This window comes from Micromonospora sp. NPDC049366, assembly GCF_044466625.1.
GTDB lineage: Bacteria > Actinomycetota > Actinomycetes > Mycobacteriales > Micromonosporaceae > Micromonospora.
Genome location: NZ_JBITMV010000017.1, coordinates 14,605 through 33,036, shown reverse-complemented (window position 1 = coordinate 33,036; position 18,432 = coordinate 14,605). Strand labels below are relative to the sequence as shown.

At 73.0% G+C, this 18,432-nt stretch carries 18 protein-coding genes; 13 read left to right on the top strand and 5 right to left on the bottom strand.

Annotated features, from left to right (window positions below):
- Positions 1-243: 243 nt before the first annotated feature.
- On the top strand, positions 244-1,167 hold the full coding sequence (locus tag ACIBTV_RS23365; protein ID WP_396708037.1) for a hypothetical protein: 924 nt from the start codon (positions 244-246) through the stop codon (positions 1,165-1,167).
- A 28-nt stretch (positions 1,168-1,195) separates the two neighbouring features.
- Here ACIBTV_RS23365 and ACIBTV_RS23360 read toward each other — a convergent pair whose 3' ends face one another.
- The 3 genes from ACIBTV_RS23360 to ACIBTV_RS23350 are packed head-to-tail and all read right to left on the bottom strand — an operon-like array spanning position 1,196 to position 3,447.
- Positions 1,196-1,885: a hypothetical protein gene (locus tag ACIBTV_RS23360; protein WP_396708035.1), complete on the bottom strand. Its 690-nt coding sequence runs from the start codon at positions 1,883-1,885 to the stop codon at positions 1,196-1,198.
- A gap of 41 nt (positions 1,886-1,926) precedes the next feature.
- On the bottom strand, positions 1,927-2,733 hold the full coding sequence (locus tag ACIBTV_RS23355) for a hypothetical protein (RefSeq protein WP_396708033.1): 807 nt from the start codon (positions 2,731-2,733) through the stop codon (positions 1,927-1,929).
- A 12-nt stretch (positions 2,734-2,745) separates the two neighbouring features.
- Entirely contained in the window at positions 2,746-3,447 is a 702-nt protein-coding gene (locus tag ACIBTV_RS23350; RefSeq protein WP_396708031.1) for a WXG100 family type VII secretion target, read from the bottom strand.
- A gap of 168 nt (positions 3,448-3,615) precedes the next feature.
- On the opposite strand from ACIBTV_RS23350, the gene ACIBTV_RS23345 reads away from it, so the two are divergent.
- The 3 genes from ACIBTV_RS23345 (at position 3,616) to ACIBTV_RS23335 (ending at position 7,107) form a co-directional block, all read left to right on the top strand.
- Positions 3,616-4,377 carry a hypothetical protein gene (locus ACIBTV_RS23345; RefSeq protein WP_396708029.1) on the top strand — a complete coding sequence of 254 codons (762 nt, stop codon included), beginning with the start codon at positions 3,616-3,618 and terminating at the stop codon, positions 4,375-4,377.
- 159 nt (positions 4,378-4,536) lie between these two features.
- Positions 4,537-6,138 (top strand): flavin monoamine oxidase family protein, encoded by a 1,602-nt coding sequence (locus tag ACIBTV_RS23340; RefSeq protein WP_396708027.1) that lies wholly within the window; start codon positions 4,537-4,539, stop codon positions 6,136-6,138.
- Between the two features lie 171 nt (positions 6,139-6,309).
- Positions 6,310-7,107, top strand: a complete 798-nt coding sequence (locus ACIBTV_RS23335) for a S1 family peptidase (protein ID WP_396708025.1) — start codon at positions 6,310-6,312, stop codon at positions 7,105-7,107.
- 183 nt (positions 7,108-7,290) lie between these two features.
- Here the strand turns inward: ACIBTV_RS23335 and ACIBTV_RS23330 are convergent, their stop codons facing one another.
- Positions 7,291-8,547, bottom strand: a complete 1,257-nt coding sequence (locus tag ACIBTV_RS23330) for a YncE family protein (protein WP_396708023.1) — start codon at positions 8,545-8,547, stop codon at positions 7,291-7,293.
- A gap of 74 nt (positions 8,548-8,621) precedes the next feature.
- Between ACIBTV_RS23330 and ACIBTV_RS23325 the strand changes: the two genes are divergently transcribed.
- A complete protein-coding gene (locus ACIBTV_RS23325; protein WP_396708021.1) occupies positions 8,622-9,203 on the top strand; it encodes an RNA polymerase sigma factor in 582 nt (193 codons plus the stop codon).
- Positions 9,196-9,915, top strand: a complete 720-nt coding sequence (locus ACIBTV_RS23320; protein WP_396708020.1) for a DUF3040 domain-containing protein — start codon at positions 9,196-9,198, stop codon at positions 9,913-9,915. Before ACIBTV_RS23325 ends, ACIBTV_RS23320 begins: the two co-directional genes overlap by 8 nt.
- Before the next feature lie 37 nt (positions 9,916-9,952).
- Here ACIBTV_RS23320 and ACIBTV_RS23315 read toward each other — a convergent pair whose 3' ends face one another.
- Entirely contained in the window at positions 9,953-10,204 is a 252-nt protein-coding gene (locus tag ACIBTV_RS23315; RefSeq protein WP_396708018.1) for a hypothetical protein, read from the bottom strand.
- A 211-nt stretch (positions 10,205-10,415) separates the two neighbouring features.
- On the opposite strand from ACIBTV_RS23315, the gene ACIBTV_RS23310 reads away from it, so the two are divergent.
- The 7 genes from ACIBTV_RS23310 (at position 10,416) to ACIBTV_RS23280 (ending at position 18,430) form a co-directional block, all read left to right on the top strand.
- On the top strand, positions 10,416-10,916 hold the full coding sequence (locus ACIBTV_RS23310) for a hypothetical protein (RefSeq protein WP_396708017.1): 501 nt from the start codon (positions 10,416-10,418) through the stop codon (positions 10,914-10,916).
- A gap of 144 nt (positions 10,917-11,060) precedes the next feature.
- Entirely contained in the window at positions 11,061-12,734 is a 1,674-nt protein-coding gene (locus ACIBTV_RS23305; RefSeq protein ID WP_396708015.1) for an ABC transporter substrate-binding protein, read from the top strand.
- 6 nt (positions 12,735-12,740) lie between these two features.
- Positions 12,741-13,697 carry an ABC transporter permease gene (locus ACIBTV_RS23300; RefSeq protein WP_396708013.1) on the top strand — a complete coding sequence of 319 codons (957 nt, stop codon included), beginning with the start codon at positions 12,741-12,743 and terminating at the stop codon, positions 13,695-13,697.
- Positions 13,694-14,578, top strand: a complete 885-nt coding sequence (locus ACIBTV_RS23295; RefSeq protein ID WP_396708011.1) for an ABC transporter permease — start codon at positions 13,694-13,696, stop codon at positions 14,576-14,578. The genes ACIBTV_RS23300 and ACIBTV_RS23295 overlap by 4 nt, the downstream gene beginning before the upstream one ends.
- Positions 14,578-15,645, top strand: coding sequence for an ABC transporter ATP-binding protein (locus ACIBTV_RS23290; RefSeq protein WP_396708009.1), 1,068 nt, complete (start codon positions 14,578-14,580; stop codon positions 15,643-15,645). The genes ACIBTV_RS23295 and ACIBTV_RS23290 overlap by 1 nt, the downstream gene beginning before the upstream one ends.
- Entirely contained in the window at positions 15,642-16,643 is a 1,002-nt protein-coding gene (locus tag ACIBTV_RS23285) for an ABC transporter ATP-binding protein (RefSeq protein WP_396708007.1), read from the top strand. Before ACIBTV_RS23290 ends, ACIBTV_RS23285 begins: the two co-directional genes overlap by 4 nt.
- Positions 16,640-18,430 (top strand): gamma-glutamyltransferase family protein, encoded by a 1,791-nt coding sequence (locus ACIBTV_RS23280; protein ID WP_396708005.1) that lies wholly within the window; start codon positions 16,640-16,642, stop codon positions 18,428-18,430. The genes ACIBTV_RS23285 and ACIBTV_RS23280 overlap by 4 nt, the downstream gene beginning before the upstream one ends.
- The last annotated feature ends 2 nt before the right edge of the window (positions 18,431-18,432 follow it).

Sequence of the window (18,432 nt, the reverse complement as noted above, 5' to 3'; positions counted from 1 at the left end):
GACGGCGCGACGGCCCCGCGCGGTGGCGGTGGCTCGGTCGCGATACGGGGGTGGCGATCCGTCAGAACGTCATGGCCCCACCTTCCCGGAGCCCCGGCCCGACGGCAACCGACTTTTCGCCGCCGGTGGCACCTCGACGGGCCCTCCGCTCGCGGAGGACGTCGCCGGGATCGGCGGCGGTCACACGCCGGCGCTGCCTCGGCGGGTTCGGCGGCCGTCGCCCGCCGGTGGTAGAAAGGCACGGTGGCGTCGCCGAACGTGGACCTGACGGGCAGCGTCCGTGCCCTGGTCGAGGAAGCCCTGCCGGTCCTCTTGCCCGGAGCGCGCCTCGCGCCCGACAGCGACGAGATCATCGTCCCGGTGCCCGGCGGTCGGGCCCGGGTCTCGCTGGTCCCGCTGCTCCGCCAGTGCGCCGACCGGCCCCGCCCGGCGTGGCCGGAGCTGCTGGCCGACTGGGTCGCCGCGATCCGCCGCCAGCTGCCCGACGAGGTCTCCCCTCAGCTCGGGCCGACCGACGTCGCGCAGCTGCGGCTGCGGCTGACCCCGGAGGCGGCGACCGCCGAGGCCGACGACTACCTCGCGATGCCGTTCGGCGGGCACTTCACCGCCGTGGTGGTGGTCAACCGGCCCGACCGGCTGGACCGGCTGACCGTCGCCCAGGCCGCCGCGCTGGGCGTCGACCCGACCGAGCTGGTCCGGCTCGCCGTCCGACAGACCGTGCAGCGGGAACTGGCCGACCTCGACGTCCGCGACCACACGCTGCCCAACGGGGCGTCGGTCCGGCTGCTCGCCGCCGACGGCAACCCCTTCGTCACGACCACGCTCATGTCGCTCAGGCGTTTCCTGCCGGCCGCCGGCACCGACGCCGGCTCCCACGCCGCCGGCTCCGGTGTCGTCGCCGACCACGGCGCGTTGGTCGCCGCGCCCCGCTACAGCGCGGTCATGCTGCACCGGGTGGACGCCCGGGTGCTCGACACCGCGGTGGCGATCGACCGGGTGGCCCGGTCGATGTTCGTCGCCGCCTCCGACCCGTGCACCGACCGGCTCTTCTGGTGGTACGGCAACGAGTTCCACCCGGTACGCGTCGTGCCGGGGGAGGCCGGTGGCCCCGCCCAGGTGCGCGTGCCCGAGGCCTTGGCGGCGGTGGTGGCGCGGCTCGGCGGGTGACCGCCGTGACGGGCTCCGCGGGCGGACCCTAGGGGGTGGTCACCGCGTCGAGCTTCTGCGCGGCGAGCGCCTGGTCACGCTGGTCGGTCAGGAACCGCAGCGCCGCGTCGCGTTCGCCCTCGTGCCACGCGGCGACCAGGCGCTCGTAGAACGCCGCCTGGTCGGTCGACTGTCGGGCGCCCTTGCCGGAGCTCTCGGCGGCCCGCCCGTGGGACAGGTCGGCGAGCTGCCGGGCCGGGTCCACGGGTGAGGCGCTGCCGGTGACCACCCGCCAGCCCGGCACCTGGTGCCAGTGCGTGCGTCGCTTCGCCGGCACCTGGGCGTAGTCGCGCTCGGCGACGTCGGCGAGCCGCTCCGCCGGCCAACCGTCGAGCTTCGACAGGCCGGTGTCGAGCACGAACCGCCGGGTCTGGTCGGCGGCCTCGTCGGCGAGGAGGTCCACCGTGCGGGGACCCGACCGGACCTCGTCCATCCGGACGCCGTACGTCATGATCCAGCTGGTGAACGGCGCCACGAGGGGCTGCACCGCCGCGGAGAGCCAGCCCTGCGGCCGGGTGGGGGAGCCGGAGTAGCCGATCCAGGCCAGGGCCCAGTCGACGGGCTCCCGCGCCAGCACCGTGCCGAGGCCGCTCCCGCGAAGGGACCACTCGCCCGGCAGGTCGGGCCGCAGCTCGGTCAGGATCTGCCGCCACCGCCGTGCCTTGTCAGCAGACGACATGGGAACCTTTCGCAGCGTACGGGGCCGAGGGCCCGGTCAGTCTATCCACCCAGCGGCCGCTGGGTCGGGCGGATCTCCGTCGGCGGCTCGGGCAGGTCGAGCCCGTCGGTGACCTTCTTCGACCACCAGTTCTCGATGCCGGTCTTCAGGCCGGTCTTGAGGTCGTACGCGTGCGCGACCTCCCAGTCCAGCTCGTCGGTGACCGGGTCCTTGACCTGCCGCTCAAGGATGACGTCCGGCCGGAAGTCCTGGTCCTTCACCCGTGGGGTCTCCACGCCCTGGCTGTCGTAGCCGACCTCGGTACGCAGTCGGAAGCCGGTGTCCTCGGGCAGCAACGTGTCCGCCTCGGAGTCGATCGAGTTGGCGAAGTGGCGGTGCGCCTCCGTGCCCAGGGCCGTGCGCTCCACGATGGTGTCCGCCACGTCCTCGGGGTAGCCCTTCGCGATGAGCTCCTCGCGCTGGCGCTGGTAGCCCTCCCGTTGCAGCAGCGTGTCCTTGTTCTGGTCGACGTAGTCCCACGACTCGTCGGCCATCTCCTGCAGTTGGTCGGCGATGTGCCGGCGCGCGTTCTTGATCTCCTCGAGGGTCTGCGGGTCCTTCTTGTCCAGCGTGGGGTCGTTCTGCGGGGGTCGGGTCTCGGCGTCGCCACCCTGGCCGTCGCCGGACCTGCCGTCGCGGGTGCCCGCCCCGCCGGGACGCCCGTCCGCCGCGGCTTCGGCGACGGCCCGGTGGGTCTCGGCGATGGTGGTGGACCGGCCGTTGTTCCGGCCCCGCTGGCGGGGGACCCCGGTGCCGTCGCCGTCGCCGCCGTCCCCACCGTCGCCGTGCGGTCCCTTGGGTTTGGCCACGTCCCCCTCCGCTCAGCCGTTGATGAGCTTGGCGAGGTTGGTCAAGCTGGTCACGAGCGAGGAGGTGTAGCTCAGGATCCGGCCGGCCCACTTGACCACGGCTGCGACGATCTGCGCCGCGATCACCGGAATGGTGACCACGAAGATCGCCTCGACCGCCCAGACGACCACGCGGGCGACCAGGTCCGCGATGAGGTCACGGACGATGTCGCGGGTGAAGGCGACGAGGTTGCCGGCGGCCTCGGTGGCCGCGGCCATGGCGACGGCCGCGACGCCGAGACCGGCGATGGCGTCGACGTTGTTCACCATCAGCGACTGGTACGCCTCAGCGGCTCGCCCCTGCCAGTCGGGCAGGTCACCGGCCAGGTGCGTCTGCAGGTCGGTCGCCATCCCTTGCAGGTGGGCGGCCATGTTGTCCCAGGTGGCGGCGTGTGCGGCGACGACATCGGGCATGCCGGTCAGCCAGTCGAGCATCTCGCGCAGCGGCTCGAAGTATTCCATCGCCCAGCCGAGGCCGTTGGCCAGCAGCGCGCTGAACGGGTCCATCACCGTCGCTACGACGTCCAACCCGAAGGCCGCACCGGCGAGCAGGTCGTCCACCCAACCCTCGCTGCGGATCGCGTCCACGACCCCTTCGGCGCCGTCGGCCAGCGACGAGCCGGTCCACACCTCACGGGTGGAACGGACATCGGCGACCAGTGATTCGTCGGTCATGCGCCTCCCCCCGGTAGCGCGGAACCAGCGGAACCTCGACCGCCTCCCAGGGAACCCCGCGAGCGGCGTCGATTGTAGAACACGCATTCACGTACGTGGGCGCCGCGGCCGCCGCCGGCGGCGGCGCACGCGGAAATTCGCTGGCGGTGGCTCGTTAGGGTCACCCTCATGCGTCGATTGATCCCTGTCCTCTGTGTCGCCCTCGCCGCCGGCCTCGTCGCCGGCTGCGGCACCACGTCCCGGGAGAGCGGAGGGGCCTCGTCCGCGTCCGCGACGTCCGTGCCCGATCCCGTCACCACCGTCCGGCAGGGCATGGACCGCAGCCTCGCCGGCACCCTCACCATGGACGCCTCGGTGAAAGCCGGCAATCAGGTGATCACCCTGAGTGGGGAGATGGACCCCGCCGCCCGGGTGCTCCTCGTCACCGGCGACGTGTCCGAGCCGGTCGAGGCTCGGCTGATCGGCGATACCGCGTACATCAAGATGGACTCGCTCGACGGCGACAAGCCGTGGATGAAGCTGGATCTGACGAAGCTGCCGCCGGGCAGTTCCCTGCGGCAGTCCTTCGACTTCACGTCCCAGACGGGCATCGTGGGTGGCATCGTCTCCGCCGAGGCGACGGGGCAGGGCCGGTACCGGGGGATCGCCGACCTGGGCAAGGCGGCCGAGGCGGCGAGCACCGAAGCCGGCATGCGGCAGGGCATCGAGTCGTCCGCGAAGCTGGCGAAGGACCCCTCGGCCATTCCGTTCGAGGCCGTGGTCGACGCGGAGGGTCGGCTGACCGCGCTGTCGTACACGATCGCCACCAAGACCCTCGGGGACATCGTCACGGAGATGACGATGAGCGGCTTCGGCGAGCCGGTCCGGGTCAGCCCGCCGCCGGCCGACGACACCGAGGAGCCCGACGAGGCGATGTACGCGTTCTTCTGACCGGCGGTTCCTGCCTGAGTTCATGCGGTGGCTGGCCCGTGCCGCGGGCGCGGACCAGCCACCGCATCGATCGAAACAGATTGGGAACGTGGTACGGCGCGCAGCCGTAACGAACTCCTTACAGACTCGGCGTCCCACAAGATCCTGAGGGGGACGTCAATGAACCAGCATGAGCAGCCCTGGGTCAGTCGACGCGGATTCCTGCGGGCCGTCGGGGTGAGCGGCGGCGCCGGTGCGATGCTCGCCACGATGGGCGCGCTGGGGTTGGCGCCCACGGCCGCCGCGGCGGCTCCGCCCTTCCGGGCCCCGACCCGCTCCGACTTCTCTCTCACCGGCCGTTCCGGCGCCCGGGTCGTCATCCTCGGTGGCGGCGTCGCCGGCCTGGCGGTGGCGTACGAGTTGGGCAAGGCCGGCTACGACTGCACGGTGCTGGAGGCTCGGGCGCGCGCCGGTGGGCGGAACCTGACGATCCGGGGTGGGTCCGTCGAGACCGACCTGGACGGCCACATGCAACGGGCGGGGTTCTCCGACGGGGTCTACCTGAACGCGGGTCCCGGCCGGATCGCCCAGTGGATGGTCACGATGGACTACTGCCGTGAACTGGGTGTGCCCGTCGAGGTCTTCACCAACGCCAACGCCGACGCGCTCATCTACAACGAGTCGGCGGGGATGTCCGCCCCGGTGCGTTATCGCACGGCCAAGGCCGACGTCTACGGCTACGTGTCGGAGTTGCTGGCCAAGGCCACCGACCAGGGCGCGCTGGACGGTCGGCTCACCGCCACCGACAAGGAGCGGCTGCTGAGCTTTCTGCAGGGCTTCGGCGCGATCGGGGGGCGGACCGCCGGGTGGGCGTACGCGGGGACGACGCGGCGCGGCTTCGCCAGCTATCCGGGGGCGGGCAACGACGCGGGGGAGCCGTTGGGCGCCCTGCCCGCCCTGTCGGACGTCTTCGCGAGCAACGTCGGGCGCTACTTCTCCTTCGAGCTCGGCTACGACCAGGCGATGCTGATGTTCCAGCCCGTCGGGGGGATGGACCAGATCCCGATGGCGCTCGCCCGCGCGGTCGGGCAGCACCGCATCCGGCTGAGGGCCGAGGTCACCGACGTCACCGACCGAGGGCGCGAGGTGGAGGTGACGTATCGGCAGGGTGGCCGGGAGCGGCTGGTCCGGGCCGACTACTGCGTCGCCACGTTGCCGCCGCACCTGATGGCCCGGGTGCCGCACAACCTCGGCGGTGACGTGACCGCCGCACTGCGCGGCTTCGGGGTCAGCGCGGCCGGCAAGATCGGCTTGGAGTACCACAGCCGGTGGTGGGAGACGGACCAGCGCATCTACGGCGGCATCACCGAGACGGACCTGGACCTGGCGCACGTCTGGTATCCGTCGTACGGCTACCACGGGCGGCGGGGGCTCATCGTCGGCTACTACAACACCGGCGCCAACGCCCGGGCGTACAGCGCGCTGCCCCCCGCGCAGCGGCAGGAGCGGGCGGTCACCCAGGGGGTGAAGATCCATGGTCCGAAGTACCGCAGCGAGTTGGTGACGTCGTACTCGCAGGCCTGGGACCGGACCCGCTACCTGGAGGGCGCCTGGACCTCGCCGCCGTGGGGGTCGGCCGGCTACGACCTCCTGCTGCGCCCGGCCGGGCGGGTCTACTTCGCCGGTGACTGGCTCAGCCACGAGGTGGCCTGGCAGCACGGCGCCTTCGTGTCGGCGCGCACGGTGGTGACCGCGCTGCACCAGCGGGTGATGGCGGGCTGATCCGGCGCGTCCGCCGGGCCCGGCCGCGAACCCGCGTCGGGTCGGCGGGCGGCATACCGCCGGTGGTACGACCCAGAGCGTATGGCTATTTATCCACAGGCATCAATATGCTGACCGCATTCGTGAATCAGGTGCGCTCACGAGGCGTACCGGCCTGATGCGGAGGAACGTATGGTTCGCTGGCGCACCCTCACCGGCCTGTTGGCCGCCGCCCTGGCCGCGGTGACCGCGGGCAGCCTCACCCTCACGGTGCCGGCCGCCGCCGCGGACGGCGGCACCATGACGCCGTACGTCGTGGGCGGCACCCGCGCCGCCCAGGGTGAGTTCCCGTTCATGGTCCGGCTCTCCATGGGCTGCGGCGGGTCCCTCTACAGCCCCCGGCTCGTGCTCACCGCCGCCCACTGCGTCGGTGCCACCGGCAACAACACCAGCATCACGGCGACCCTCGGCGTGGTCGACCTCCAGTCGTCGAGCCGGATCAGCATCCGATCGAACTACGTCTACCGGGCCCCCGGCTACAACGGCAACGGCAAGGACTGGGCGCTGATCCGGCTGGCGACTCCCGTCACCAACCTGAGCACGCTGAAGATCGCCAACACGACCGCGTACGACAACGGCACCTTCACCGTCGCCGGCTGGGGAGCGGCCCGCGAGGGCGGCCCGCAGCAGCGGTACCTGCTCAAGGCCACCGTGCCGTTCGTCAGCGACGCCACCTGCGACGCCAACTACGGCGGGGACGTGATCCCCGCCGAGGAGATCTGCGCCGGCTACACCAGCGGCGGTGTCGACACCTGCCAGGGCGACTCGGGTGGCCCGATGTTCCGCCGTGACGCCAACAACGCCTGGATTCAGGTCGGCATCGTCAGCTGGGGCTACGGCTGCGCCCGCCCCAACTACCCGGGCGTCTACACCCAGGTCAGCTACTTCGCCTCGGCGATCGCCTCCGCCGCCGCCAGCCTCGGCGGCTGACCGTACGACCGCACGGGCGGCCCGGCTGGTCACCAGCCGGGCCGTCCTCGCGCGACGGGTCCGGGCGGGCCGCCGAACGCCGGCCGATGGTCCTCGACCCCGGCCCGCTGACGCCCTGGCTGCCCGACGCCACCTGAGCACGCGCGTCGGCCGGTCGCCGTCCGGCCGGTCGCGGCCCGCGGGTCAGGCGGTCCCCGCCAGGCCGCGCAGGCCCACCAGGCCGTCCACGGCGACGCGGCCCAGCTCCCGGCCGGAGGCGACGTCGCGCCAGCTCACCGCGCCCGGCTGGCCGACGTACAGGCGGGCGCCGTCGGGGCTGAGCAGCAGACCGGTGACGCGTTCGCGCATCGACCACTCGCCGACCACCCGCAGGCCGGCGACATCGACCGTACGCACGGTCGGGCCGGCGCCGAGGAAGAGGCGCGTGCCGTCGGTGGCCGCGTACGCGACGCCGGCGCCGGCCGCCACGGTGGCCGTGCGGAGCACGGTGAGCTGCTCGGTGGAGATCTCCGCGACGGTGCCGGAGGCCACGTCGGCGACGAAGAGGCCGCGCCCGTCCGGGCCGACGGCGATGGCGTGGCAGCTCGCCGGCCCGGCGCCGAACGGGTGCGGCAGGTCGACGCAGTACGCCCACCGGTCACCGAGGTGCAGCGTGTGGACGAACGCGTGGACGTTGCCCGGCCGTCCACTGACCAGGTCCCGGGTGTGCCGGTGGTCGGCCTGGTGGGTGTAGAGCGTGTACAGGGTGCTCCGGTCCGGCGCGAGCACGGCCTGGCGTCCGTCGCCGCGCATCTCCTCCTCGGCGCCGGGCGGGACGGCCGACTTGGCGCGGGTCTGGAGCGGGCCGGGCGTGCCGGTGGCGAGGTCCACGACGCGGACCCGGTACCGGTCCGGCCGTGCCGGTGGCAGCCAGTCGATGACGAACAGCCCGGTGCCGTCCCGGGTGAACGCCTCCGGCACGACGTTGCCCGGCAACCGCAGCCGGTGGCGTACGCCGCCGAGGTCGGCGACGAGGACCGGGGTGGCCGTCCGCCCCGGTGGGCGTCCCTCGGTCACGCCGACCGCGTCCGGGGTGAGCGCCACCAGCAGACCGTTGGCCGAGACGGCCTGCGGCGCCCACCGGCCCGGCAGCGTGACCCGCGGCGACGCCCCGCCGGTGGCCGCGTCGACCCGGAACAACGCCGTGTCGGCGGCGCCCGGTTCCGTGCCGTAGATCATCCGCCCGTCGGCGGTGGCGAGCGAGTGGGGCAGCGCCAGCCGCTCGCCGCCGCGCAGCACGCCCAGCCCGTCGGTCAGCTCCACGAGCAGCGGATCGGGCACGGCCACGGCACGGGCGCCGCTCGGTCGCCCCCCGGTGTCACAGCCGGCCAGCGCCGCGGCGCCGCCGCCGGCCAGCACGGTCAGGATGGTGCGCCGCGAGAGCACGGTCCTCGTCATCATGTCCGGGTGACACCGCCAGCACCGCCGAGGTTCCGTCGGGCGGCCAGTGGAACCCGGCGGCCGCGGGCGGTGTCATGAGGGTGATCCCACCGGAGGTTCCACTGGACGACGACGAGTTCGTCACCCGCGCCCAGGCCGGTGACCGGGAGGCGTACGACGTCCTGGTCGCCCGACACACCGCGTCCGCGTACCGGACGGCGGTGCTGCTCGGCGCGGGCCCGGACGCGGAGGACGTCATCCAGGAGGCGTTCGTGAAGGGCTACCGCAACCTCGCCCGCTACCGGGCCGAGTCGTCCTTCCGCGCCTGGCTGCTCGCGATCGTGGCGAACGAGACCCGCAACCTGCACCGCTCGCGGGACCGCCGCGACGGGCTGGTCCTGCGGGCCGCCGCCGCAGATCCGCACGCGGAGGTCACCGGCGACGGCGCGGTCGGCGCGGTGCTGGCCGCCGAGCGCCGAGCCCTGCTGGTGGACGCGCTGCGCCGGCTGCCGGTGAAGGACCGCGAGGTGATCGTGTGCCGCTTCTTCCTCGACCTCAGCGAGGACGAGACGGTGGCGATGCTGGGGTGGCCCCGGGGCACGGTGAAGTCGCGGACGTCCCGGGCGCTGGCGAAGCTGCGGGGCCTGCTCGACCGCCAGGAGGTCCATCATGGATGACCTGGAGCGGGAGCTACGGGACCTGTCGACGTGGTTGGAGACACCGGATCCGCCCGACGTCATCGCCCGCGTACGCGAGCGGATCGCCGCGCCACCACGGCGACGCCGCCGGTGGCGCTACTACCTAGCCGCCGCCCTCGTCGCGCTGGGGGTCGCGGTGCTGCCGCCGGGTCGGGCCGCGCTCGCCGACGCGGTGGCGGGCCTGCTGCGCTTCGCGGGCGTCACGATCGCGGTCTCGCCCACGTCACCGCCGCCCCCCGGTACGCCCGCTCCGCTGCCGTCGCAGCTCGCGGTCGACCTGAACGAGGCGGCGCGGAAGGTGCGCTTCCCCGTCCGCGTCCCGACCCGGCTGGGTCCACCCGAGCGGGTCCTCGTGGCCGACCCCGACCCGGTGGGCTCCTACCGGGTCGCCACGCTGCTCTACCGCGGCGGGGCGTTGCGGGTCGACGCGTTCGACGGTCACCTCGACCCGGTCTTCCAGAAGCAGGCCAGCGGGCCGGGGGTCGAGTGGGTGCAGGTCGACGGCGGCTTCGCCGTCTGGGTCGCCGGCCCGCACACCGTCACCTACGTCGACCCCACCGGCGAGGTACGCGTCGAGACCGCGCGGCTCGCCGCGTCGACCCTGATCTGGTCGCGCGCCGACGTCACCTATCGGATCGAGGGTGACCTCACCCAGGCCGAGGCGATCGAGATCGCCGGCTCGCTGCGGTGACCGGAGTCAGGGGTTCGGTGCCGGCCGTCGGGCATGATCAGCGGCGCACGCGACGCGAGCACTCACCGTCGTGGTCGGCGGGCAGAAGACAGCGCCTCCCACCCGGCATGCGCAGGTCGCAGAAGACCCGATGACGCAGGAACTGCTGGTCCTCCTCGGAGACCGTCATCTCGCCGGGATCCATCATGGGCAGCACCGTGATCCAGCGACCGACCACGCGGGCCAGGCGTTGCGCCGCGCGGAGACCGGCGGCGACCAGCGGAAGATGGATCACGAAGCGTTCAGGCATGGTTCGTACCCCTGCCGGTGCCGGCATTGCTCACGGGTGCTCATCTCGACCTCCCCGGTGCCCGCGGGATGCTGAATCCGCTCCGCGAGCCGAGCTGACCGATCGCGCCGGTCGGCGGCGGAACCGGGGGCGCCCGGCCGGTGTCCTCATGGTTGACGGGCACCGGTGGAGCGACGGGGGCGAGGGCGCGATGAGATCGTGGAGCAGGGTCGTGCTGGGTGCGGTGATCCTGGTGGCGGGGTGCACCGGGCCGGGCGCGCAGACCTCGCCGGTCGGCGCCCCGACCGGCACGGTCCCCGCCGCCCGGGCGGGCGGCGGCGCCGGCTGTGGCTCGCCGATCGCGACGGATGCGCTGCCCGACTGGGCGGACGCGGGTTTCCGCGGCGACGCGCGGGTCCCGCACGTCTTCGGTGCGGGGGGCGAGATCGTCGCGGTGCTGTTCGGCAACCCGCTGCGGGTGACCCGGACGGACGGCTCGACCAACAAGATCCTCTGGGTCGCCCGTACCGAGTCCACGCCTGAGGACGCGACGGCGTCGACCGACCTGACGATCACGGCGACGCTCGACGGCGTCGGCACTCGGGTGATCCGCCAGGTCGCGGGCGGCCCCGGCCCGTCGACCGTGGACCTGCCACAGGCGGGGTGCTGGCACCTTGACCTGCGGTGGAGCGGGGGTCAGGACACGATGGACCTCGTCTACGGCGAACGCTAGACCGGGCACGGCGGTCCGGGCGGTTCGTCCGGGCCGTCGGGTGAGGGCGGTCGGCGGCGGTCGCGTGGAGGCATTCACGGAGGTCTTGCGCCCATCATCGTATACAACATACGCTCCCCGAATCGCCCACTCGAGGAGCTCCCCATGACGTACCTCTCCTTCAGTGACATGACCATCCGCCGGCCTCGGCCCCTGCGGGCCGCGGCGGTGGCGGCCCTTTTGTGCACCGTCGCCGCGTGCTCACCGGTGTCCGACAGCGAGGGCGGCAGCCCGTCCGGCGGAAACCAGTCCGCCGGTCAGGACTCGTTCGGTTCGCCGGCGGACCCGTCCGCCGTGAAGGACGGCGGCCAGCTGGTCATCGCCCTCTCCGCGGAGCCCGACGCCCTCGACCCGACCCTGTCGCGAAGCCTCTACTCGCGCTACGTGTTCCAGGCCATGTGCCAGAAGCTCTACGACGTCGACGAGAAGGCGCAGGTCGTGCCGCAGTTGGCGACCGCCCTCCCGACCGTCAGCGGTGACGGGAAGACGGTGACCATCCCGCTGCGTCAGGACGCGAAGTTCGCGGACGGCACGGCGTTCGACGCCGCCGCGGTGAAGACCACGATCGAGCGGCACCTCACCAACGCCCGGTCGGCGCGCAAGAGCGAGCTCGGCCCCGTCGAGGCCGTCGACACGCCCGACGCGCACACCGTGGTCATCCGCCTGAAGCAGCCCTTCGCGCCCCTGGTCGGCGCACTCGCCGACCGCGCCGGCATGATCCTGAGCCCGAAGGCGGTGCAGAGCCTGGGCGACGACTTCGCCAGCGCCCCGGTCTGCGTCGGTCCGTTCAAGTTCGCCAAGCGGGTGCCCCAGAACTCCATCGACGTCGTGAAGGACCCCAACTTCTACGACGCGAGCAAGGTCCACCTGGACGGCATCTCGTGGCGGATCCTCACCGACGCGAGCATCCGCGCCGCCAACCTGCGCTCCGGCGATGCCCAGGTCGCCGACAGCGTCTCCACGCAGGACGTCGCCTCGCTGCAGCAGGACTCCGCGCTGACCGTGCTCCAGTCGCAGTCCCTCGGCTACCAGGGCCTCACCTTCAACATCGGCAACGTCGACGGCGTCGGCACCACCCCCAAGCCGATCAACCGTCCGATCGCCCAGAACGCCAAGGTCCGCCAGGCCTTCGAGCACGCGATCGACCGCAAGGCCCTCGTCCAGGCGGTCTTCAACGGGATCCCGGCGGTCGCCTGCTCGCCGATCTCACCCGGGAGCCCGTTCTCGACCCCCGAGGCGCAGGCGTGCCCGGCGCACGATCCCGCCAAGGCCAAGCAGCTGCTCGCTGAGGCCGGCGTGCAGACCCCGTACCAGGTGACCATGCTCGCCTCGAACACGCCGGACACGCTGCGGCTCGCCCAGGCGTTGCAGGCCATGGTGAAGGACGGTGGATTCGACCTCAAGATCAACCCGGTGGAGTACTCGTCGCTCCTCGACGAGCAGGACCGCGGCAACTTCGAACTGCTGCAACTGGGGTGGAGTGGGCGTATCGACCCGGACGCCAACATCACCAACTTCGTCGGCACGGGCGGCAGCCAGAACGTCTCCGGCTACAGCAACGCCCAGCTCGACGCCGCGCTGACCCAGGCCCGCCAGTCCAACGACCTTGAGGAGCGCAAGAAGCTCTACGGGCAGGCGGTGACGATCCTCCAGCAGGACGACGCGCTGATCTACCTCTACCGGCAGCGGAACCTGACGGCCTTCTCCAACAAGATCCAGGGCCTGCAGGTCTTCCCGGACGGCGTGATCCGCGCGGCCTTCGCCGGATTCACCAAGTAGGTCCTCGTGCTCCGATACCTGCTCACGCGCGCCTGGCAGTCGGCGTTGACCCTGCTGCTGTCGACGGTCGTGGTGTTCCTCGGCGTGCGGGCGCTGCCCGGGGACCCGGCCCTCGCCCTCGCGGGCGAGGACCGGTCCCCGGAGGCGCTGGCCGCCATCCGACACCACTACGGACTGGACCAGCCGCTGCCCCTGCAGTTCGCCCAGTACCTGGAACGCATGGCGCAGGGCGACTTCGGTGAGTCGATCCGCACCGGGATCCCGGTCTCCTCGATGCTCACCACCGCCCTGCCCGTGACGGTCGAGCTCGCCGTCCTGGCGATCCTCATCGCCGCGGTGCTGGGGGTCGGCGCCGGGGTGCTCGCGGCGGTCCGTCGCGGACACCCGGCGGAGTGGCTGGCCAACGGGCTGGCCCTGGTGGGCCTGTCGGTGCCGCACTTCTGGCTGGGCCTGCTCGCGATCCTCTACCTCTCCGTGGCGGCGGGACTCTTCCCGGCGTCCGGGTTCGTGCCGATCCTCGACGACCCGGTCGACAACCTGCACCACATCGTCCTGCCGGCCGTCATCCTCGGCACCGGGCTCGCCGCCATCATCATGCGGCAGACCCGCTCCGCGATGCTGGACTCGCTCTCCTCCGACTACGTGCGGACGGCGAAGGCGAAGGGGCTGCGGCCGCGGGCCGTGGTCACCCGGCACGCCCTGCGCAACAGCCTCATCGTGGTGGTGACGATCGTCGGCCTGCAACTCGGCGGCCTGATCTCCGGGGCGGTCGTCACCGAACAGATCTTCGGGCTCCCCGGCTTCGGCAAGATGACCATCGACGCCGTGTTCCAGCGGGACTACCCGGTGATCCAGGCGGTCGTTCTGCTCACCGCGACCGCGTACATCGTCATCAACTTCCTCGTCGACCTGCTCTACTCGGTCATCGATCCGCGGATCCGCGTGACGGGAGATCCGGCATGACCGTCCTCAGCGTGCCGATGGCGGACGCGGCCCCGGCCACGGTCACCCGACGCACCCGGGTCCTGCGCCGCCTGCGCCGCAACCCGCTCGCCATGATCAGCTTCGTGGTCCTCGCGCTCGTCGCCGTCGTGGCCCTGCTCTCGCCCTGGATCGCCCCCTACTCGGTCGAGCAGACCGACTTCGCCCACACGTTCTCGCCGCCGGGCACCCCCGGTCACCTGCTCGGCACCGACGACCTCGGCCGTGACGTGCTGTCCCGCATCATGTTGGGCGCCCGCGCGTCCCTGCAGGTCGGGCTCCTGGCCGTGGCCACGTCCCTGATCATCGGCGTGCCGCTCGGCCTCGCCGCCGGCTACTTCCGGGCCTGGGACGCGGTGATCTCCCGGTTCACCGACCTGCTGCTCGCGTTCCCGTTCCTGATCATGGCCGTCGGGCTGGCCGCCATCCGGGGTGCCAGCCTCGGCAACGCCGCCGTCGCCATCGGCATCGCCCAGATCCCCGGCGTGATCCGGGTCGTACGCTCGGACACGCTGCGGCTCAAGTCGCTCGACTTCGTCGCGGCGGCCGTCGTGGACGGCGCCGGCGACCTGTGGGTGCTCGCCCGGCACATCCTGCCCAACGCCACCTCCGTGATCCTGGTGCAGGCCACGGTCGCGATCCCCGCCGCGATCCTGGGCGAGGCGGTGCTGTCGTTCCTCGGCCTCGGCATCCAGCCCCCGGCGCCCAGCCTGGGCACCATGCTGGCCACCGCCCAGCAGTTCGCCGCCCGCGCCCCCTGGGCGGCGGTCCTCCCCGGCGTGGTGATCATGGGCCTGGCGCTGGCGTTCAACGTGTTCGGCGACGCGCTGCGGGACGCCCTCGACCCGAAGGGAGACCGATGATGACCACCGTCGAGGCGGCCGGGACGCCCGCCACCGCGGTCGCCGCGCCCGTCCTTCAGGTACGCGACCTCTCGGTGTCGTTCACCACCGAGGGCGGCACCGTCTCGGCGGTCGACCGGGTGAACCTGGACCTCGCCCCCGGCGAGATCGTCGGGATGGTGGGGGAGTCGGGGTGCGGCAAGAGCGTCACCGCGATGAGCATCGCCGGCCTCCTGCCCGACAGCGCCCGCGTCAGCGGCTCGGTGCGGCTGCGGGGCACGGAGCTGGTCGGAGCCCGGGAGGCGGTGCTGCGCCGCGTCCGGGGCAAGGAGATCGCCTACATCTTCCAGGAGCCGATGACCTCGCTGAACCCGGTGCTCACGGTGGGCCGACAGATCGGCGAGGTGCTGCAGGTCCACGAGCGGATGTCCCGACGGGCCGCCCGGGCGCGCGCCGTGGAACTGCTCGCCCTCGTGGGCATCCCGTCGCCCGCGGCCCGCGTCGACAACTACCCGCACCAGCTCTCCGGCGGCATGCGTCAACGCGTGATGATCGCGATGGCGGTGGCGTGCGGACCGAAGGTGCTCGTGGCCGACGAACCCACCACGGCCCTGGACGTGACCGTGCAGGCCGGCATCCTCCAGGTGCTGCGCGACATGCGGGACCGGCTGGGCACCACCATCCTCATCATCACCCACGACCTGGGCGTGATCGCCGACATCGCGGACCGCGTCCTGGTCATGTACGCCGGGCGGGTCGCCGAGCAGGCGCCGGTCACCGACCTGTTCGCGCATCCCCGCCACCGGTACACGGCCGGCCTGCTGTCCGCGTCCCCGACCCCGGGCCGGCACGCCGGCACCGACCGTCTGTCGGAGATCCCCGGTCTCGTCCCCGTCCTGTCCACCCAGCCCGACGCGTGCACGTTCGCGGACCGCTGCCCGGCGGCCGACGAGCGGTGCCGCGAGGCCGCGCCGCCGCTGGAACCGGTCCGCCCACCCGGGGCCGCAGCCGCCGCGACCGACCACCTCGCGGCCTGCTGGCACCCCTGCCCCACGCCCCGGACCCAGCCGGAGGAGACGAGCGCATGACGACCGAGCCCCACGCCCTCGACCTCGAGGACCTGGTGATGCACTTCGGGCCGGTACGCGCCGTCGACGGCGTGTCCCTGGCCATCCCGAAGGGTCGGGTCACCGCCCTGGTGGGGGAGAGCGGCTCCGGCAAGTCGACCGTCGGTCGCTGCGTCGTGCGGTTGGTGGAGCCGACCGAGGGCGTGGTCCGCATCGCCGGAGCCGACGTCACGCACCTGTCCCGTCGGCGGCTGCGCCGCCACCGCGGCGCGGTGTCCATCGTCTTCCAGGATCCCGCCGCCTCCCTCGACCCGCGCATGCTGGTGGGTGAGGTCGTCGCCGAACCGCTGCGGCTGTCCGGCCGCCGCCTCGGGCGCCGGGAACGGGACGCGCGGGTCGCCCGGGAACTCGAACGGGTGGGCCTGCGCGCCGAGGTGGCCCGTCGCTACCCGCACGAACTCTCCGGCGGGCAGCGACAGCGGGTCAGCATCGCCCGGGCCCTGATCTCCGAGCCCATGCTGCTGATCGCCGACGAGCCCACCAGCGCCCTCGACGTGTCGGTGCAGGCGTCGGTGCTGAACCTCCTCGCCGACCTGCAACGGGACATCGGCTTCGCCTGCCTGTTCATCACCCACGACCTGTCCGCCGTCGAGTACCTGGCCGACGACATCGCCGTCATGTACCTCGGTCAGCTCGTCGAGAAGGGTCCACGGGAGCAGATCTTCGCCCGCCCGGCCCACCCCTACACGCAGGCGCTGCTGGCGGCCGCGCCGGTTGCCGACCCGGTGCGTCAACGACGACGCCTGCCGGTGCTGCTCGGTGACGACCTTCCGTCGGCGTTGGACCCGCCGTCCGGCTGTCGCTTTCGGACCCGGTGCCCCCTCGCCTTCGACCGGTGCGCCACGGAGGTGCCGGCGCAGGTGCCGTTCGGCGCCGGAATGGCCGCCTGCCACCTGGTCCGACCCGACGGCGCCCGGCCCGACGTGCGGGCCGCCGACACGAGTGAGGTGTTGTCATGACGTTCACCACCAGGCCCACCCTCCAAGGCACCTTCGGCATGGTGTCCTCCACCCACTGGCTGGCGAGCCAGGCCGCGATGGGGATCCTCGAACGCGGTGGGAACGCCTTCGACGCCGCGGTCACCGCCGGGTTCGTCCTGCACGTCGTCGAACCGCACCTCAACGGGCCCGGCGGCGAGGTGCCGGCCATCGTGGCGACCGCCGACGACCCCACCCCGAAGGTGCTCTGCGGGCAGGGTCCGGCGCCGGCGGGCGCCACCATCGCGCACTTCCGGTCGCTGGGCATGGACCTCGTCCCCGGCTCCGGCCCGCTCGCCGCGGCCGTGCCCGGCGCCGTCGACGCCTGGCTGCTGCTGCTGCGCGACCACGGCACGCTGCGCGTCGAGGACGTCCTGGAACCGGCGATCGGGTACGCCGCCGCCGGACACCCGCTCGTCGCCCGGGTCGGCGAGACCGTGGCGGCCGTACGGGGGCTGTTCGAGGAGGACTGGCACACCTCGGCGCAGTTGTGGCTGCGTGCCGGCCGCCCGCCCGCCGCCGGTGAGCTGTTCACCAACCCGGCGTACGCCCGCACGCTCCAGGAGCTGGTGAAGGCCGGGCAGGCGGCCGGCACCGACCGCCAGGCGCAGATCGAGGCCGTCCGTCGCACGTGGAGCCAGGGCTTCGTCGCCGAGGCGATCGACCGGTTCAGCCGACAGCCGTTCCGGGACTCCAGCGGGCGGGCGCACCCCGGCCTCGTCACCGGCGCGGACCTCGCCGACTACTCCGCGACCTGGGAGGAGCCGGTCACCCTCGACTGGCACGGCTACTCGGTGGCGAAGACCGGCTTCTGGGGCCAGGGCCCGGTGCTGCTGCAGAGCCTCGCGGTCCTCGACGCGCTCGACGACCCGCGCGCCTACGACACGTCCACCGCGTACGGCATCCACCTCCAGGCGGAGGCGCTCAAGCTCGCCTTCGCCGACCGGGAGGCCTGGTACGGCGACAGCGCCGAGGTGCCCGCCAAGACCCTGATGTCCCGCGAGTACGCCCGCGAGCGGGCCGCCCTGCTGCACGACCGGGCGTCGACGGGGCTGCGACCGGGCCGGCCCGACGGCGCCGACCCGCTCCTGCCCGACCACGTCCGGCGGGGGCCGGGACGGTCCGGCGAACGGGTGGACGCCACGACGGGGGAGCCGACGGTGACCCGGGACGGCGTGACCCGCGGCGACACCTGCCACGTCGACGTGGTCGACCGCTGGGGCAATATGATCTCGGCGACGCCGAGCGGTGGCTGGCTGCAGAGCTCACCGACCATCCCGGAGCTCGGCTTCCCCCTCGGCAGCCGGCTGCAGATGTTCTGGTTGCAGGAGGGGCTGGCCTCGTCGCTCGCCCCCGGGCGCCGGCCGCGCACCACGTTGAGCCCGACGATGGTGCACCGCGACGGCGAGCCGCTGCTGGCGTGCGGCACCCCGGGCGGCGACCAGCAGGACCAGTGGCAGCTGCCGTTCCTGCTGCGCCACCTGGTCGGCGGCCACTCTCTCCAGGAGGCCATCGACGCGCCCGCCTGGCACAGCGCGAGCCCGCCGGCGTCGTTCTACCCCCGCGACAGCGAGCCGGGGGTCCTGGTCGTCGAGGACCGGGTCGGCGAGGACGTGCTGGCGGGTTTGCGGGCGTACGGGCATGAGGTGCGCGCGTCGGCGCCGTGGAGCCTGGGCCGGCTCTGCGCCGTCACCCGGGACCCGCGAACCGGGGTGCTGGCGGCCGGGGCGAACCCGCGGGGCATGCAGGGCTACGCGTGCGGCCGATGACG

Coding starts and splice junctions, on each gene's coding strand:
- ACIBTV_RS23320 (WP_396708020.1), top strand. CDS start 9,196: ATGGATGACCTGGAGCGGGAGCTACGGGACCTGTCGACGTGGTTGGAG.
- ACIBTV_RS23340 (WP_396708027.1), top strand. CDS start 4,537: ATGAACCAGCATGAGCAGCCCTGGGTCAGTCGACGCGGATTCCTGCGG.
- ACIBTV_RS23290 (WP_396708009.1), top strand. CDS start 14,578: ATGACCACCGTCGAGGCGGCCGGGACGCCCGCCACCGCGGTCGCCGCG.
- ACIBTV_RS23305 (WP_396708015.1), top strand. CDS start 11,061: ATGACGTACCTCTCCTTCAGTGACATGACCATCCGCCGGCCTCGGCCC.
- ACIBTV_RS23345 (WP_396708029.1), top strand. CDS start 3,616: ATGCGTCGATTGATCCCTGTCCTCTGTGTCGCCCTCGCCGCCGGCCTC.
- ACIBTV_RS23315 (WP_396708018.1), bottom strand. CDS start 10,204: ATGCCTGAACGCTTCGTGATCCATCTTCCGCTGGTCGCCGCCGGTCTC.
- ACIBTV_RS23350 (WP_396708031.1), bottom strand. CDS start 3,447: ATGACCGACGAATCACTGGTCGCCGATGTCCGTTCCACCCGTGAGGTG.
- ACIBTV_RS23285 (WP_396708007.1), top strand. CDS start 15,642: ATGACGACCGAGCCCCACGCCCTCGACCTCGAGGACCTGGTGATGCAC.
- ACIBTV_RS23335 (WP_396708025.1), top strand. CDS start 6,310: ATGGTTCGCTGGCGCACCCTCACCGGCCTGTTGGCCGCCGCCCTGGCC.
- ACIBTV_RS23360 (WP_396708035.1), bottom strand. CDS start 1,885: ATGTCGTCTGCTGACAAGGCACGGCGGTGGCGGCAGATCCTGACCGAG.
- ACIBTV_RS23280 (WP_396708005.1), top strand. CDS start 16,640: ATGACGTTCACCACCAGGCCCACCCTCCAAGGCACCTTCGGCATGGTG.
- ACIBTV_RS23330 (WP_396708023.1), bottom strand. CDS start 8,547: ATGATGACGAGGACCGTGCTCTCGCGGCGCACCATCCTGACCGTGCTG.
- ACIBTV_RS23295 (WP_396708011.1), top strand. CDS start 13,694: ATGACCGTCCTCAGCGTGCCGATGGCGGACGCGGCCCCGGCCACGGTC.
- ACIBTV_RS23325 (WP_396708021.1), top strand. CDS start 8,622: ATGAGGGTGATCCCACCGGAGGTTCCACTGGACGACGACGAGTTCGTC.